The organism is Natronosalvus caseinilyticus (assembly GCF_017357105.1).
Taxonomy (GTDB): Archaea; Halobacteriota; Halobacteria; order Halobacteriales; family Natrialbaceae; genus Natronosalvus; species Natronosalvus caseinilyticus.
Map to the genome: position 1 here is coordinate 2647749 of NZ_CP071596.1, position 16055 is coordinate 2663803.

12 protein-coding genes are annotated in these 16055 nt (G+C 63.5%); 6 read left to right on the forward strand and 6 right to left on the reverse strand.

What is annotated here, in order from left to right; genetic code table 11:
- Nucleotides 1-190: 190 nt before the first annotated feature.
- The 5 genes from J1N60_RS12660 to J1N60_RS12680 all read right to left on the reverse strand — a co-directional run bounded on the left by J1N60_RS12660 (nucleotide 191) and on the right by J1N60_RS12680 (nucleotide 5042).
- The gene (locus tag J1N60_RS12660) at nucleotides 191-898 is read right to left on the reverse strand and encodes a type 1 glutamine amidotransferase (protein WP_312907920.1); all 708 of its coding nucleotides are present in this window, start codon (nucleotides 896-898) and stop codon (nucleotides 191-193) included.
- Between the two features lie 39 nt (nucleotides 899-937).
- On the reverse strand, nucleotides 938-1717 hold the full coding sequence (locus J1N60_RS12665; RefSeq protein WP_312907922.1) for a sugar phosphate isomerase/epimerase family protein: 780 nt from the start codon (nucleotides 1715-1717) through the stop codon (nucleotides 938-940).
- Nucleotides 1714-2682 carry an aldo/keto reductase gene (locus J1N60_RS12670; protein ID WP_312907924.1) on the reverse strand — a complete coding sequence of 323 codons (969 nt, stop codon included), beginning with the start codon at nucleotides 2680-2682 and terminating at the stop codon, nucleotides 1714-1716. The genes J1N60_RS12665 and J1N60_RS12670 overlap by 4 nt, the downstream gene beginning before the upstream one ends.
- Nucleotides 2683-2854: 172 nt before the next feature.
- Nucleotides 2855-3901 (reverse strand): Gfo/Idh/MocA family protein, encoded by a 1047-nt coding sequence (locus tag J1N60_RS12675; RefSeq protein WP_312907926.1) that lies wholly within the window; start codon nucleotides 3899-3901, stop codon nucleotides 2855-2857.
- A gap of 61 nt (nucleotides 3902-3962) precedes the next feature.
- On the reverse strand, nucleotides 3963-5042 hold the full coding sequence (locus J1N60_RS12680; protein ID WP_312907928.1) for a Gfo/Idh/MocA family protein: 1080 nt from the start codon (nucleotides 5040-5042) through the stop codon (nucleotides 3963-3965).
- Between the two features lie 1010 nt (nucleotides 5043-6052).
- Between J1N60_RS12680 and J1N60_RS12685 the strand changes: the two genes are divergently transcribed.
- The 6 genes from J1N60_RS12685 to J1N60_RS12710 all read left to right on the forward strand — a co-directional run bounded on the left by J1N60_RS12685 (nucleotide 6053) and on the right by J1N60_RS12710 (nucleotide 14330).
- The gene (locus J1N60_RS12685; RefSeq protein WP_312907930.1) at nucleotides 6053-6784 is read left to right on the forward strand and encodes a glutamine amidotransferase; all 732 of its coding nucleotides are present in this window, start codon (nucleotides 6053-6055) and stop codon (nucleotides 6782-6784) included.
- 105 nt (nucleotides 6785-6889) lie between these two features.
- Nucleotides 6890-7249, forward strand: a complete 360-nt coding sequence (locus J1N60_RS12690; RefSeq protein ID WP_312907932.1) for a hypothetical protein — start codon at nucleotides 6890-6892, stop codon at nucleotides 7247-7249.
- A 172-nt stretch (nucleotides 7250-7421) separates the two neighbouring features.
- Nucleotides 7422-8801 carry a neutral/alkaline non-lysosomal ceramidase N-terminal domain-containing protein gene (locus J1N60_RS12695; protein ID WP_312907934.1) on the forward strand — a complete coding sequence of 460 codons (1380 nt, stop codon included), beginning with the start codon at nucleotides 7422-7424 and terminating at the stop codon, nucleotides 8799-8801.
- A gap of 308 nt (nucleotides 8802-9109) precedes the next feature.
- The gene (locus J1N60_RS12700; RefSeq protein WP_312907936.1) at nucleotides 9110-10378 is read left to right on the forward strand and encodes an RNA-guided endonuclease InsQ/TnpB family protein; all 1269 of its coding nucleotides are present in this window, start codon (nucleotides 9110-9112) and stop codon (nucleotides 10376-10378) included.
- A 54-nt stretch (nucleotides 10379-10432) separates the two neighbouring features.
- A complete protein-coding gene (locus J1N60_RS12705; protein ID WP_312907938.1) occupies nucleotides 10433-12850 on the forward strand; it encodes an alpha/beta hydrolase in 2418 nt (805 codons plus the stop codon).
- A 124-nt stretch (nucleotides 12851-12974) separates the two neighbouring features.
- Complete coding sequence (locus tag J1N60_RS12710; protein WP_312907940.1) at nucleotides 12975-14330, forward strand: CapA family protein; 1356 nt, start codon at nucleotides 12975-12977, stop codon at nucleotides 14328-14330.
- A 681-nt stretch (nucleotides 14331-15011) separates the two neighbouring features.
- On the opposite strand, the gene J1N60_RS12715 is transcribed toward J1N60_RS12710, so the two are convergent.
- Nucleotides 15012-16025, reverse strand: a complete 1014-nt coding sequence (locus tag J1N60_RS12715) for a M14 family zinc carboxypeptidase (RefSeq protein ID WP_312907943.1) — start codon at nucleotides 16023-16025, stop codon at nucleotides 15012-15014.
- Nucleotides 16026-16055: the final 30 nt, after the last annotated feature.

Genomic DNA, 16055 nt, shown 5'->3' on the forward strand with positions numbered 1-16055 from the left:
GTTCCCGTTTTCGTCGAGTAACAGTAACTCCAGACCCTCGTTCGACGTACTCAACCTGAACCTCGCCGCCTGTTCCACCGCTCGAGCGAGCAGGATTCGCTGGAACAGTATGGCGCTCGAGCGGTGTTCGGGTGGAACGGCGAAGTACTCGAGCGAGGTTCGTTGAAACGAAGGAACGCTCGAAAAACGGTCAGGCTCGCGATTCGCTCGTCGGCCGCTCGGCCGACAGCGACTCGACGTACTCGAGGAAGTTGTCGAACAGCACTTTGGCGTCAGCCGCCGTGACGACGTTCTCTTCGGTGATCCCGTCGAGGACGGCGGCGATTCGTTCCTCGGGCAGGTCCTTCTCGCGGGTGATCCGTTCGGCGGTTGCGCGGTCGTACTCCGGGTGAAACTGGACGCCGAAGACGTGGCCGGCGCGAAAGCCGTGGATCGAGTAGTCGTTCTCGGCGGTGAGTTCGGCTCCAGGCGGGAGTTTCGTCACCTCGTCGGAGTGGGTCGTGAACGCCAGGAAACGGTCGGGGAGACTCGACAGCAACTGCGAATCGCCGACGCGTTCGATCTCCCGGTAGCCGATTTCGTACTCCCCCATCGGTTCGACTCGGCCGCCGAGGACGTGTGCGAGTAACTGGTGGCCGAAACAGACGCCGAGCACGGGAAGGTCGCGATCGATCGCCTCGTCTACCCACTCGAGCAGTGGCGGAATCCACGGTTCGTCGCCGTAGACCGACGCGCCAGACCCGCTGACGATCACGGCGTCGTAGTCGTAGGTGTCGGGGAGTTCGCCTTCGTCCACCGCGAACGAGTGGACCTCGGCTCGTACGTCTCGATCGAAGTTCCGCGCCGTCGCCTCGTCGTTGTACGAGGCGTTCAACAGCGCGACTCGGAGTGCGTGCATTCTCGTTGTCCGGTACGAAACACTGGAGCGTCAAATACGTTACCGTCCCGTCGAGACGATGGATCGGACGGTCTCGAGGTCGGCCTCGATCGCCTCCCGGTAGGGACGCTCGTCGGTCACGAACTCCACGTTCGCGAAGCCGTCGAACCCGCCCTCGAGGAACGGTTCGAGGATCGCCTCGAGGTCGTAGTACGCCTCCGCGAGCGGGGCGCGAGCGCGTTCGGTTCGCTCACGCGTCGTCTGGAGGTGAAGCTGATTCGAGAGCGGCGCGAGTTCCTGGGCCTCGCGCTCGAGTTCGGCTGCTGGAATCGAAAAGCCCGGCTGGTAGTTCAGGCAACAGCGCTCGTCGTCGATCGTCTCGATCAGCCGTCTGGCGCCCTCGCGGGTGTGCGTGACCGTGTTGTTGTGCTTCTCGACGGTGATCTGCACGTCGTAGTCGGCGGCGCGCTCGGTCAGTTGCTCGAGATCGGCGACGACTCGATTCCAGTGATCCTCGTCGTGATCACCGTACTCCTGGCTACCCGCCCAGACTCGGATGATATCCGTGTCGAGGCGGTCGGTCACCGCGAGTTCGTGCTCGAGGTCGGCGGCGAAGTCGTCGCTGCCACAGCGCAGGTACGAGCCATGGGAGGCAATCTCGAGGCCGCGAGCGCTCGTCGCCTCGTTGATCCGCTCGCAAGTCGCCTCGGAGCCGTCACCGACGTGATCGCGGCCCCAGAGTTCGACGCCGTCGTACCCGGCCTCAGCGGCCAGATCGAGGACTTCCTCGAGGGAGCGCCCTTTGGCCGAGATCGTACACAGGCCGACGCGAATCGTCATCGCGCTCCCTCCACGTCGGCGTAGGCGTCCGTGATACGGTCCAGCTGGTCGTCGGTCACCGACAGGTCCACCGCCCCCGCGTTCTCCTCGAGCTGGTCGACCGTCCGGGCGCCGACTATAGGGACGCAGGTAAACCGGTCGCGAGCCATACACCACCGGAGCGCGACCTGCGCGGGAGTCGCCCCGGTCTCGGTCGCGACCGACCGGACGACCTCGAGGACGCGCCACTGACGCTCGTCGAACCGGTCGTTCCACCCCTCCAGGTCGCCCCGCGATCCGGCGGGTGCCTCGCCGTAGCGGTCGTACTTCCCCGTGAGGAAGCCGCCCTCGAGTGGCGAGTACGGACAGACAGCCAGGCCCTGGTCGGCACAGACGTCGAGGTAGTCGGCGACCTCGTCCCGGTAGGCGGCGTTGAACCGCGGCTGGGTGATCTCGAATCGCTCGAGGTCCTCGCGGTCGCTCTCCCAGAGCGCCTTCGTCAGCTTCCAGGCGGCGCCCGCAGACGCCCCGAGGTAGCGGACGGTGCCCTCTCGGGCGAGGTCGTCGAGGGTTCGCAGCGTCTCTCGGAGGGGCGTCCCGTCGTCGAATCGGTGGATGTAGTAGACGTCGAGGTAGTCCGTGCCGAGTCGCTCGAGCGTGTCCTGAATCTCCGAGCGGATCGACTTCCGCGAGAGGCTCGTCTTGGGCACGCCACGCGTTCGCCACCACACTTTGCTCGCGATCACGAAATCCTCGCGGTCGTGGTCGGCGAGCCACTCGCCGATCCAGCGTTCGCTCCTTCCGCCGCCGTAACTGTTGGCCGTGTCGACGAAGTTGATCCCCTGCTCCCAGGCCGCGTCTAGCAGGTCGTGTGCGGTCTCGCGATCCGTCTCGAGCGTCCCGTTCGATTCCTTGCCGAACCGCCAGGTGCCGAGACACAGCGGCGACACCGTCAGTCCGGTCGAGCCCAGTCGTCGGTACTCCATGTGTGGGTACTGTGACCCCGCCACCAAAGAGATAGGGGGAGCGGCAGGGTACGCGGTCGGTCGCCGCTCGAAGGGTGTCTCGCCCTGGTATGCCATCGCTCGTTTGGCCCGTCATTCCCCTCGTCGCTCGGCTCGCTCATACGAATACTCCCGCACTCGCGTACTCACACACTCACTCGTCCGGCGGCAACTCCCCTGACTCGATGAGCGCAGCCAGCGGATTGTCCTCGATGTCCAGCGGAAGACTGACGCGTCCCCGTTTGCGCGCCGACTCCCAGATGCCGAAGACGATCTCCGTCGACCCGAGCGCTCGTCGGCCGCTGATAATCGGTTCCTCGCCGGTCTCGAGGGCCTCGAGGAGCGTCACGATGGCCGCGTCTTGGGTGGGGCCGCCGCCGACTTCGACGGTCTGCCACTCGCCGTCGGTTCGAATGCGATACTCGTCTCCGAGTTGGAACTCAATCTCGCCGTCGGTCCCGACGAAGCGATTGGTGTGGGGGCCCACGGCCTCGGCACCTGCGCCCGTCGAACAGAGCGCGTGAACGCCGGATTCGTACGCCCACATGCCGAGCCCCTGGCGTTCGGACGGCATGTTCGTGTACCAGACGTGCTCGTCCGGGTAGTCGATCTGCCCGAGCACCCACGCAACCGGTTCGTCGCCGAGGACGTAGTTCGCGAGGTCGACGTGGTGGAGCCCCGTCTGGAGCAGGTCCTGGCGACCGATCTCGACGCGCTCGAGGTCGCCGATCGCCCCGTCCTCGATGATCCGCTTGATCTCGCCAGCGGCGTCGCTGCACCGGTTCTGGAGGTTGATCGTCAATTGGACGTCAGCGGCTTCACAGACCTCGACGAGACGCCGGCTCTCCCCGACCGTCTCGGCCATCGGCTTCTCGCAGTGGACCGCCTGCACCGACTCGTGGTGGGCACACGTTTCGACCAGCGCCCCGTGCGTCGACGGCGGGGTGCAGATGCTGACGACGTCGGGGGTCGCCCCGTCGAGCATCTCCTGGACGTCCGTGAAGACCTGGTCGTCGTCGAGACCGAACTCGTCCCCGAACGCGGCCGCGTGATCGGCCACGATGTCCGCGCAGGCGGCCACCTGGCAGCCGTCGGCCCGTCGAAAACTCCGCGCGTGGCGGTGACCCATGGAGTAGCCGTCGTGATCCGAGCCCTCGGGATGTGGCCCGGTTCCAACGATTCCAACCGTGTAGTCGCTCATGGTGTAACGAATCGTAGTTCCGGCGACCGTCCTATAAGCGTGGCGGTGGCCTCGAGGGCGGCTACGTCGCGGAAGCGTCCGTATCGACGTCGATCCACTCGCTCGTCTCCGCGGACTCGTAGGCAGCGTCGAGAACCCGGAGGACCGAAGCGGCGTCCTCGAGCGAAACCGGCGGATCGCGCTTGCCGTCGCAGGCCTCGAAGAACGCCTCGACGAACTCCTTGCCCCACGACCCACCGTAGCCCGGTGCCGGGTCGTACTCGTGGGTGATCGTCCGGTGAGGCGTACACGCCCACTCGCCGCTCGCGTCGTCGAGTTCGAGCGTCGTCTCGCCGTCGAACCCGAACTCCCGCCCCATCGGGTCCCAGCTTCCTCGTCCGTCGCTTCCGTACAGGTCGAACCTGGTGTCGTAGACACCCTCGCCGAGGTGGTACCCGCAGTGGAGCGTCCCGATCGCCCCGTCGGCCGTCTCCAGCTGGAGCGTCGCGACGTCCTCGACGGCGACCCCTTCGGTACCCGATACCATGTTCGCGTTGACGCGTACGATGGGTTCCTCGAGGAGGGAGTCGATCAGCTGAAGCCAGTGAATGCCGAGCCACTGGAGGATACCGCCGCGACTCGCGTCCTCGTCGAAGATGAAGTGGTCGGTGTCCCGGAACGACAGCTGGGAGGCGACGTAGCGCGCCTCGAACGCGCGGACGTCGCCGAAGAAGCCGTCTTCGACCAGCCCACGGAGGTCTCGAGCGATCGGGTGAGATTGCCACGGATACGACACGCAGACGGTTTCGTCGGCGGTGGCGGCCCGCTCGAGCACGGGCTCGAGGTCGGCCACTTGGCGGGCTGCCGGCTTCTCCGTGTAGACGTCGACCCCGGCGTCGAGCGCCCGTTCGATGGCGTCGGGCGTATCGCGGTTTGGAAGCGTGAGGAAGACCACGTCGACCGATTCGGCCGCCAGCAATGCCTCGAGAGAGTCGTAGACGGGGGCGTCAACGAGGGAGTCGACGGTGGACGGGTCGAAAGCCGGGTTCGGTTCGCATGCGCACGTTACCGTCGCCTTTGCCTGGAGCGCGTCGAGTGTCTGCAGATATGGCTCGGCGTGGTGGTGGTCGAGTCCGACGTAGCCAACGGTTCGCTCCGTCATTTCGTTGCCTCCAGGTGGTCGTCAGTTCGTTCGACCGTGTAAGCGTCGCGGTGACGGTCATCGTTCCTGTTGCACCGCATCGTTCGCAACTGGTGGCGGGCGACGGTTGTCAGCATCACTGTCTGCCTGCCGACGGTGTTCGATTCGAACGGTTCGTGTCGGGTTCGGGGACCAGGAGGGATCACGTCAGGCTCACCTGCGGGAGATCCGATTCGCATAGCTGCATCGTTACTAACCTGTTCATGGTGGCAAGTTGTAATGTACGTTGCGGTGAGAGACGTGGCACTCTCGACACACGGGTGGTTTCGAGATTCCAAAATCGAACACTCGTCACCACAAGTGGCGGACGGAGTCGACCTCGCTGGCACTATTCTCGAGCGACCGTAGTCGCAAACGCCGTCACGACCGAATAGCGAGCGTAAAAAAAGCCGGATATTGTTTACCATACGTAAACAACTGTTTACGCTCGAGAGCGAACGTCACTATCGCCTTCTTACGCCCATTCTATCGAGTAAGACTGCCACAGAGAAACAAAACGTGACTCTCGTAGGCTTGTAACAGTTTGTGACCAAATCTCACCCTTTGTTTTGCTATTCAAAACGATTAGCCGAACAATCTTCGAAAGCGCCATCCCGATACGGTATACGTCTGCCAGGAGGGCTAACTTAGCCTCCTCGTCGGTGAACCCGATGCGACCGTCGTCATCGCCCGATTAGCGCAGTCCCCGTCGACGGGGAACTCGAGGCCAATTCGAGCCTCCTCAAACCGTTTCAGGTACCACGACGTGGGATCGCTCGTTCGTGGACGTGCTGTCCCAGGCGCCCAAACGTTGTCTTGGTGCCGGCCAGGGGCATAGTATTCGGCCGTCGCCCTGAACAGGGACGAAAGTGGGGTGTTCGACGCTCGAAAACGACTCGATGAGGACTGACGTCGATAGCTGGCGACTGACATCAGTGCATGCCAACGACCGGTGGCTTGATACCCGGACGCTCCCTCGTGTCGAGCGACCCATGACGAACGTACTCCTCGCCGGTGAGTCCTGGCAGTTGCTCACCTTCGAGATCAAGGGACAGGACGTCCTCACCGGGGCGTCCTACGACGAAGCACCGGACCACCTCGTAGCAGCCCTCGAGGTCGCGGGGGCGTCGGTGACCTATCAGCCCTGTCACGTCGCGACCCGCGAGTTCCCTCGCACGCGGGCCGAACTCGAGGCGTACGACCTCGTGATCCTGAGCGACATCGGCGCTGACACCCTCCAGCTCACGCCGCAGGTCCGGCGGGGCGAGGCCGACGTCGACCGCTGTGAACTCCTGGCGTCGTACGTCGAAGACGGCGGCGCACTGGGGATGATCGGCGGCTACATGAGTTTCGCGGGCGTCAACGGCCAGGCGCGGTACGACCGCACCGCGCTCGCCGACGTTCTGCCGGTCTCGATCGGTCCCGGCGACGACCGGGTGGAAGCGCCGGCCGGCGTTCGGCCGACGAACGAAGGGGTTCCAGGAGCGACCCTCGACGACGAGTGGCCCGCCGTCCTCGGCTACAACCGGGTCGTCGCCGACGCCGACGCAGACGTCTGGGCGACGGTCGGCGACGATCCTCTGGTCGCCGTCGGCTCGTACGGGGACGGACGGTCGTTCGCGTTCACCACCGACTGTGCGCCCCACTGGGCGCCGCCGGCGTTCCTCGAGTGGGACGGCCTTCCCACCCTCTGGGAGGCACTGCTCGAGGACGTCGTCGGCTGACCAGGGTGGTAGGAGATGGGTCGCCTAATCTGAGACCGAAAAGAAGACCGGTCGACCGCCTGGTGATCCAAACGTACTTTTGCGTGACTCACGCTACGCCAACGTATGAAACGCTACGAAACGCGGCTCGAAGGCGGAACGGTCTACCTCGAGACCGACGATGAGGACCTCGAGATCGGTGACCTCGATACCATCGTGGACGTGATCGGCAACGAGACGTACACGGTCACTTACGACGAAAAGCAACGAACCCAGGCGTGGCTCGAGACCGACGAGGACGGAAGAGTGACGTTCGACGTCCGTGAGACCATCGTCGACCTGGACCATCGGCGAGAGTTCGTCGAGAAGATGCGGGCGATCGATCGCTCCGAGGAGAAGTACGGATTGCCGGAGCGGGCCGTCGAATTTGCCGAGGAGATTGCGTCGATCTTCGAGCAGCAGGGCGCCTCCACGCAGACGGAGTAGCAGTCTCGTGAGTCTGTCAGCCTGAACTGACCGCTCACTAACGGCCGAGGACTGGTGCTCGAGTGTTCCGAACGCTTCGAGCACTCCGAGCGCCTCAAGCACCTCGAGCACTCCGAGCACGAAACGCCGCCACACCCATATGGGATCGGACCGAACCGATAACCGATCTTCGATGCCACGAGACGCACGCGATACGTCGCCGAGCCAGTACGGGTGGCAAGCCGGCACCGCTACCCGCGTCATTACGCCCGAGCAACCGATGTGGATGGCAGGCTTCGCAAAGCGAGACGACCCTGCCACGGGCGTCGAACACGACCTCGAGGCGACGGCGCTGGCGCTCGAGGACGAGTCGGGAATGCTCGCGGCCATCGTCTCCGCCGACGTGTTGTTCATTCCGAGAGCGATCCGAGACGCGGTCACAGAGCGCTGTGAGGCGACATACGGACTGGATCCCGATGCCATCGTGCTCGCGGCGACGCACACCCACTGCGGACCCGAGTTCCGGGATTTCAAGGTGAAAATGTACGCCGACGACGTCGAGCGATATCGAACGAACGCGGCCGACTATCGCGAACGACTCGAGGACGAACTGGTCGCCGTGATCGGCGAGGCACTCGAGGACCGAGCACCGGTACGGCTCAGTCACAGCCACGCCCGGTGTGGGTTCGCGATGAATCGACGACTGCCTGTCGAGGACGGAATCGCCCACGAGCAAAACCCTGATGGACCGGTCGATCACGAGGTTCCGGTTCTCGTCGTCGAACCCTACGACGGGCCCGATAGGACTGACAGAGGGGGCAACCCAACCGACGGAGCGACGCCTTCGGCCATCGTGTTCGGCTACGCGTGTCACACGACGACCCTCTCGTTCACGAAGTACTGCAGCGACTGGGCCGGGTTCGCCCGTCGATACCTCGAGGAACGATACCCGGGAGTCACTGCGCTCTGCCTCCTTGGTTGTGCCGGCGACCAGAATCCATACCCCCGCGGTGACGTCGACCTGGCGAAACACCACGGACGCACGATGGCCACGACCGTCCGCGCGGCGATCGAGTCCCGAAGACGGCCGGTTCGAGGGCCGCTCAGAACCGGCTTCGAGGACTGTGAACTCGAGTTCGAGGACCCGCCGAGCAGGGACGAACTCGAGGCGATGCGGAAAGGCGACGTACGACACCTGCGCGTCCGTGCGGAGGCGCTCCTCGACGAACTCGAGGAGACCGGTGCGATTCGAACCGAGCACCCGTATCCGATACAGGCGTTCGGCTTCGGCGACGACCTCACGCTGGTGGCCCTTGGCGGCGAAGTGCTCGTCGAGTACGGGATTCAATTGAAGGATTGCCTCGAGGGGCCGGTCTGGATGGCCGGGTACGCGAACGACGAGTTCACGTACGTGCCGACGGCCAGAGTGAGGGCCGAGGGTGGCTACGAGAGCGAGGGGGCGATCCGTCGGTCGACGTTTTCGGGACCGCTCGACCCGAACGCCGAAGAACGGATCCTACAGCACGCGCAGGCGCTCGGCGAGCGGGTAGGCGGCTCGAGAACGGTACAATAGGTGCGATAGAATAAATAGGTGCGATAGGTACAATAAATAGAGATCGGGCATCAGGTCCAGTGAGATAGACCGGGACATCCACCGAGCTCGAGTGGGCGAGTGCGTCGAGCCGCGGACACCGATCCGAATACCTCGACTCGAGGACGTCGAGCTGCGGACACTGATCTGAGGACGTCAGTCCGAGGACGTCGACCCAACCGACCCAATGACTTTAGCTGAAAGAGAGGGCGCTAAGCCCCCGCACGAGTGTCAAACCATTCTAATCAGAACATTTAATTAACCACAACCACTAGCAGAGGACAAGTCGCATGGAGTACAGTTCACGATACAGGCTCTTCCCAACGACCGACCAACGCGAGAGCCTCGACTGGACTCGTGACATCGTGCGACAAGTGTATAACCACGCACTCTACGAATTCAACCAGATACCAGAAGACGACGGAACCCTTCGACAACGCGTCTGGAGCGTCCGAGACGAACTGCCAGCCTGGAAAGACTGGTGGGCAGGACTCACCAACGTCTACTCAACCGTCTTGCAGAAAGCTGTCGAACGTATCCGAACCAACATCCAAAACCTCGGCAAGTTGAAAGCCAAAGGGTACGATGTTGGCTCGTTGAACTGGAAGAAACCGCGAGAGTACAGGTCGTTCACGTATCGGCAATCGGGCTTCGAACTCGACAAGAAGAGTGGCCCGCGAGGCCGAGCAATTCTCCGACTCAAAAAAGTCCGCGGCGACACCCTGGAAATCCCAATCCGACTCCACCGAGACCTTCCAGCACACGACGCTATCAAAGAGGTTACGGTGAAGAAAGAACCCACCGGGGCGTGGTACGCCTCGTTCTGCATCAGCACGGAGACGCCAGAGAAACCCGCTCCAGATGATATCAATGCCGAAGACACTGTAGGTCTCGACCTCGGTGTACTCAACTTCATCCACGACTCGGACGGTTGCTCCATCGGGCGACTCGACTTGGTCGATGAGCGAGAGCGCCTGGAACGCGAGCAGCGCTCGCTCTCCCGAAAGCAATACGAGTCGAATAACTGGGAGAAACAGCGCCTCCGCGTTGCTGAGGTTCACGCTCGCATGTCGAACAAGAAATGCGATTACAAGCACAAACTCGCGCATTTCTACGCGACGGAGTACGACGCCGTGTTCGTCGAGAACTTGAACGTGAAGTCGATGCTGGAGTCGGAGGGCAACGCTCGGAACAAGGCTGAAGTGGGTTGGAGTGATTTCCGTTCGGCACTCAAACATCACTGCAAGAAGCACGGCACGCACTACGTGGAAGTCAACCCACGAGGCACGACGAAGGAGTGTGTGTCGTGTGGCGTAGAAACCGAGAAACCGCTGTGGGTTCGGGAACACTCGTGTCCCGCGTGTGGGTTCGAGTTGGATAGGGATTGGAACGCCGCGTTGAACGTGAAATCGCGTGGTCTGTCGAAACTAGGAGTGGTTCACTCCAAAGCAACGCCTGTGAAGACTGCGACCGCTGTGGACTCGGTTTCCATGTCTGCAAGTCGCGTCGTGGAAACAGGAAGCCCCCGCCTCAAGGAACGAGCACAAGCGAGTGAGTAAGCAGGGGTAGTTCACTCTCGAGGCCGACCAGTACCCATCGAACCAACCGACACCATGCCAGCAGACACACCTCCCGACGACTACCCGCTACACCCCGAACGTATCCACGGACAGCCATCGTCTGCACAGGAGAGACAACGGCGACGAGACTATCTCGATGAACTGCGCCCCCTGCTCGCGCCAGAGGCCGACGAGTACGGCTCCGATCCTCGCGTCTCTCACCGCGACGACAGCTGGCTCGAGTGGCAAGAACGGACCGGCGAACTTCCACCAGACTTCGAGCGGTTGCCGGCACTCGCCGAACTTCCCGACCCCCTCGTTCAGTACGGACCTGGAGGGGAACGCCACGCCGAGGTTACGACCCGCAAGGAGTGGGAACAGCAGCGAGATCGATACAAACACCAGCTCGAGCACTGGCTCTACGGACGGATGCCCCCTGCACCGGGGAACGTTCGGGCGAGCGATCTCGACTCTCGGTCAGTTGAGGGAGCAACGATTCGCGACGTCCGCCTCGAGTTCGGTCCGAACCACGACCTGACGCTCGACCTCGAACTCATGGTCCCGGACGGGGAAGGGCCGTTTCCGGTGTTCATGACCCAGTGGAACCACCGCAAGTGGGCGCTGCTCGCCCTCCAGCGGGGCTACGCGGCCGTCGTCTACGCGGCGGCCGACGCCCGGGACGACGCGGCCGACTACGGGGAGTACTACCCCGACTACGACTTCCAGTTGCTCGCTCGGCGGGCGTGGGCCGCCCATCGCGTCGTTGACTACCTCGAGACGGTGCCCGAGGCTGACGACGATCAGATTGCGATCACGGGTGCGTCGCGAAACGGCAAGCAGTCGCTGATCGCCGCGGCGTTCGACGACCGCATCGCCGCGGTCGCCCCCTGTAGCGCCGGGAGCGGCGCCGTCGTTCCAGCACGGTTCGATCGGGACGACTGCTACGCCGGCGATATGTCGGTCCATGCGCGGCTTCGGCGCAGCTGGTTCCACCCGCGCTGGCGGTTCTTCGTGGGCCGGGAGAATCGCCTCCCCGTCGACGCCAACCACCTCGTCTCGCTCGTCGCGCCGCGCGCCTGTCTGGTCCACACGGCGCTGAACGAGCGGACGACGAGTGCGTGGGCCGTCGCGCAGGTGTACCACTCCGCCAACTCAGTCTACGACCTCCTGGACGCCGGCGACCGACTCGCCCTGCAGTATCGCCAGGGTCGTCACGCCAGGACCACGCGAGATATTCACCAGATCCTCGACTTCTTCGACGACGCGTTCGGACGCGGCGAGTACGACGACCCGACGCGGCTCTACCACGACTTTTCGTTCGAGGAGTGGTGTCGGACGGCGGCCGATGACATCGACGTCGCCGAATTCCCCGAACGCGGACTCGAGGACCCCCTGCTCGACGATGGTACCCGAGCCGAGACGATCGAGGAGTGGGCAGATCGAAAATCGACTCTCCGGGACCGCATCCGCTGGAGCTTCGGCGAGCGACCGCCGCGCGCGTCGGACCCGCCGGCGTCCTCGCTCGAGGAGGCGGGTCGAGGCGGGAAACCGGACTACCTCGCGGACGTCATCGGTCGACCCGACCCGCCGGACGGCGTCGAGAAACGGTGGCTGTCGCCGTCGCGCACCTACGGCGAACGTGTCGAGGGCGACCTCTACTATCCGCAGTCGACCGATAGTGACCGTCCGGACGAACGGTTGCCCGCCATCGTCTGGTTGCATCCCTACGCCTACAACACCGGGTCCGGAGCGGGCGGACGTGGCCAGGTCCCAGTCGAGGGGGCCACCGACCGCGGGTTCGCGCTGTACGCCTACGACCAACTCGGCTTCGGCACCCGGATCGAGGAGGGTGAACGTTTCTACGAGCGCCACCCGAACTGGTCGAAGATGGGCAAGCTGGTCGACGACGCGTTGGCCGCCGTCGAGACACTCTCGGGGCTCGAGTGCATCGACTCGGACCGGATCTTCGTCCTCGGATACTCCCTCGGAGCCACCGTCGGGCTGTACGCGGCGGCGCTCGACGAGCGCATTGCCGGCGTCGCCTCGGTCGGTGGGTTCGCGCCGTTCCGGACGAGCGATTCCGAAACCGAACGAGCCAACGCGGTGATCGGCCGACTGTCGCACATGCACGGGCTCCAACCCCGTCTTGGGCTGTTTCGGGACGACCCTGAGCGAGTCCCGTTCGACTTCCACGAGGTGCTCGGACTGATCACACCCCGACCGACGCTCGCGGTAGCCCCGTCGCTCGACTGGACCCATCCACAGGCGGACGTCCTTCGGTGCGTCTCCGAGGCCCGGTCCGTCTACGACCTGTACGGGGTGCCCGAGGCGCTCGAGGTCCGCGCGCCGGACGACCTGTTGAGCTTCGATTATCACGAGGCCCGTCTCGGCGGCGGATCCGAGGAGTCGCCCGAGGCGTTCTCCACGGACCGACGGGACGCAATCTTCGACTGGATCGCCGACCAGGCCTGACCTCGCGCTCGAGCAAAGGTATATGGTCGAGCCGAAAAAACCGGTTGGCCGATGGACGTCCGATCGCTCGAGAGCCGGTTCCGAATCGATCCCGAAACCGCTGGCCAGGGAAACGAGGAAGCCGATGAGTGAGGAGGGCTCGAGAGGTACGAGTGACGATCGTTCGAAGGACTCGAGTGTCGAAGACTCGACCGTCTTGAGCGACGACCTGGAAACGGTGATCGACCTCGACCTCGTAACGGATCGCGACCGATCCGGCGGTGACCGCTGGTCGATGGTCGTCGCTGGCGACTGCGCACTCAACCGGGACGACGAACCGACCGCCGACCGAACGGTGTCGTCGCCCCTTCGAGAACGGATCGGCGCGGCCGACGTCTCGATCCTCAACGTCGAAGCCCCTATCGTCTCCGATGCGGCGACGCCGATCGACAAGAGCGGGCCGTGCGTCGAGAACCCAGACGGGACGGCCGAAACCGTGGCGGACGTCGGCTTCGACGTCTGCACGCTCGCGAACAATCACGTCCGCGACTACGGACCCGAGGGCGTCGTGACGACGCTCGAGGCGCTTCACGACGCCGACCTCGCGACCGTGGGCGTTGGCTCGACGCCCGATGAAGCGTACGAACCGCTCGCGGTCGGGCCCAACGGGTCGACCGCGATCGTCAACGTCTGCGAACAGGAGTTCAACCTCGTCGACGAGCGGGGCCACGGGGCGGCGTGGTTCTCTGATCGCCGCGCTCGAGAGGCCATCCGTGCGGCCGATCGCGAGTACGACAGCGTGGTCGTCGTCGCCCACAGCGGCGTGGAGTACGTCCCGTTCCCGGCTCCCCAGCTCCAGGGGCTCCTGCGGGAGTTCGTCGACATCGGGGCCGATCTCGTCGTCGGGCACCACCCGCACGTCCCCCAGGGCTGGGAGCGCTACGGCGACGGGGCAATCTTCTACAGCCTCGGCAACTTCCTGTTCGACAGCATGGCCGACGAGGAGAACACGTCCTGGGGGCTCGTTCTGGAGGTCGAATTCGACGGGTCGACGCCGGTTGCTGTCGAACTCGTTCCAACCGAGACCGTCGACGGCGTCGTTCACCCGCTCGGACTGACTCGCGATCGTGAGGATTACCTGTCGTACCTCAACCGTCTCGCCGAGATCACCACCGACGCGGCGACGCTCGAGGCCTACTGGCAAGAAATCGCCGTTCAGGTGTTCTACGAACGGTACTCCAACTGGCTCCACACGGGCGTCGGGGCGAACCTCTCGCGGGCACGCTCGGCGCCGAACGACCCGCGACTGCAGCGGTCGATCTGGGATCCCGAAACCCGACGGGCGGAACTCTTCGTCCTGTTGAACGTCATTCGGGCGGAGTCCCACCGCTGGCTCACGACGACAGCGCTCGAGGTGCTCTCCGGCGAAGGGATCGACAGGCGGACCCCGGAGGTTAGCGGCGAAGCGCAACGATTGCTGGCTCGAACCGCCCGCGAGTGAGGTCGCTCGAGCGGTCGAACGAGACGGGACGGGTAACTGCATACCAGTTTTATCGAATTTACTTTATACTTTGAATGGTGATAGCTCGCTTCGTACCAGAGCAAAACGCTCCGTTTGAGGTTAGTCCTATAAATGGCAATAAAGCTTTAAATACTCCTCGACGCACTCCCGGTAATCCGAATACGGTTCGAATTCTGGATGCGGCAATCAGGAGACAGTGACCTGAATCGTCCGTCCAAAACGGCCGTCAAAACCCGCCCAAAGGAGTCATAACAAGGTTGGCGTATCTGATTTGTTCACCCGTTCGGCCTGGGATTCAGCAACACCCCACTCGTCGATGACAGTCTCCCGATCTAGCTGACGTCTCGTTTGCTCGGGACTCGAGTCGAACGGAAACTATTCTCTCAGTATTCAGAGTAATAGTTGAAACTTATGGAATACATACACTTCACCAGGAACCAGTTCGCGAAGAGTTACGGATTCACACGCCGATAGCTGGAATTCGGTAGTGTACGGAACGAAACCGACGTCCTCGAGAAAACACGTAGTCCAAGTGGTGACACCAGAAAACGGCGACGGTCACGTCGAGACTTCTGGAGGGTCGAATCGGTAGTACGTCGTGCGATTGTCACGAACGACGAGGTTCACCACTCCATTCACCGTTCTACCCGACCGGAACACTCACCTGACGTGTGGGATTTCCTCGACGCGATCGGGATCGCGATCGTGAATGTCACCGGTAGCCGCCGTTCCGATCAGCGAGAGGAGCGACGGCAGCGTCGTGCGCGTTCGAGTCCGATACTGATCGACCGACTTCGGTTCGACGACTTCGTAGATGATGCTCCCTCTGTCCTGTAATCCATACGCCTTGTGAGCGACGCCGGGATACGCTGCCGTCGCCGGATATCGGCTGACGACGCGATCGAATCGGCTGAGGTGGTCGTAGACCTGCACGCACATCTTTTTGGACAGTGTGAGTCCGTCCTCGGGAACCGGCTTTTCTCCCAGGACGGGCCACATCACCGAGTGCGTGACGGCTGCTCCGTCATCGGTCGTTTTCTCGCCCTGCCCGTGGATGTCGACGAACAATTCGGGGTCGACGCGATCGACGGCCTCGGTTACTGCCCGCGCTTCTGGAACCGGATTCTCCGGGAACTGCTCCGGGTGGTGCCTGTAGAGGCGACTCTCGGTCCAGTCGGGGAAGTGATACCGGTTCGGATCCCAGCCACGACCCTGGTAGGTCGTCGTGAAAATGCCCTCGTCGGTATTCGGGTCCGGCGCGTCCGGATCGACGTTCCCGCGGAACTCGATCTCCGCGCCGTCCGGGTTCGCCCGCGGGACGACGTGAACGGTCACGTCGTCCAGGTGGGCCTCGGACTTTCCGCTCGCGAGGTAGTGCAAGAGCGCGACGAGGCTCGTCGACCCGGACGATTCGTTCCCGTGTTGCTGTCCGACGAACAGGACGTCCGTGTCGCCGCGGCCGACCGAGATCATGTCGATGTCCCAGCCCTGGTTCGACGTGCCGACCGTCGTCCTCGAGAACAGCCGTCCGGCCATCTCGAGGTGGTCGAGTACCCGCTGTAGTTCAACGTAGGGTCGATGTTTTTCGTCGCGAGGGGTCGCGTCGGTTCCGAGCGGTGCGTCGCCGAATATGCCGTCGTGTTTCGTCTCTGTCAATGGTCGAATTCGTGTCATTCGTGAGTTCTCGTAGTTGTTTTCGAACGG

What these genes read in the sequence shown, in the direction of transcription:
- J1N60_RS12660 (WP_312907920.1), bottom strand. Translation starts at nt 898, where the DNA reads ATGCACGCACTCCGAGTCGCGCTGTTGAACGCCTCGTACAACGACGAG.
- J1N60_RS12665 (WP_312907922.1), bottom strand. Translation starts at nt 1,717, where the DNA reads ATGACGATTCGCGTCGGCCTGTGTACGATCTCGGCCAAAGGGCGCTCC.
- J1N60_RS12670 (WP_312907924.1), bottom strand. Translation starts at nt 2,682, where the DNA reads ATGGAGTACCGACGACTGGGCTCGACCGGACTGACGGTGTCGCCGCTG.
- J1N60_RS12675 (WP_312907926.1), bottom strand. Translation starts at nt 3,901, where the DNA reads ATGAGCGACTACACGGTTGGAATCGTTGGAACCGGGCCACATCCCGAG.
- J1N60_RS12680 (WP_312907928.1), bottom strand. Translation starts at nt 5,042, where the DNA reads ATGACGGAGCGAACCGTTGGCTACGTCGGACTCGACCACCACCACGCC.
- J1N60_RS12685 (WP_312907930.1), top strand. Translation starts at nt 6,053, where the DNA reads ATGACGAACGTACTCCTCGCCGGTGAGTCCTGGCAGTTGCTCACCTTC.
- J1N60_RS12690 (WP_312907932.1), top strand. Translation starts at nt 6,890, where the DNA reads ATGAAACGCTACGAAACGCGGCTCGAAGGCGGAACGGTCTACCTCGAG.
- J1N60_RS12695 (WP_312907934.1), top strand. Translation starts at nt 7,422, where the DNA reads ATGCCACGAGACGCACGCGATACGTCGCCGAGCCAGTACGGGTGGCAA.
- J1N60_RS12700 (WP_312907936.1), top strand. Translation starts at nt 9,110, where the DNA reads ATGGAGTACAGTTCACGATACAGGCTCTTCCCAACGACCGACCAACGC.
- J1N60_RS12705 (WP_312907938.1), top strand. Translation starts at nt 10,433, where the DNA reads ATGCCAGCAGACACACCTCCCGACGACTACCCGCTACACCCCGAACGT.
- J1N60_RS12710 (WP_312907940.1), top strand. Translation starts at nt 12,975, where the DNA reads ATGAGTGAGGAGGGCTCGAGAGGTACGAGTGACGATCGTTCGAAGGAC.
- J1N60_RS12715 (WP_312907943.1), bottom strand. Translation starts at nt 16,025, where the DNA reads ATGACACGAATTCGACCATTGACAGAGACGAAACACGACGGCATATTC.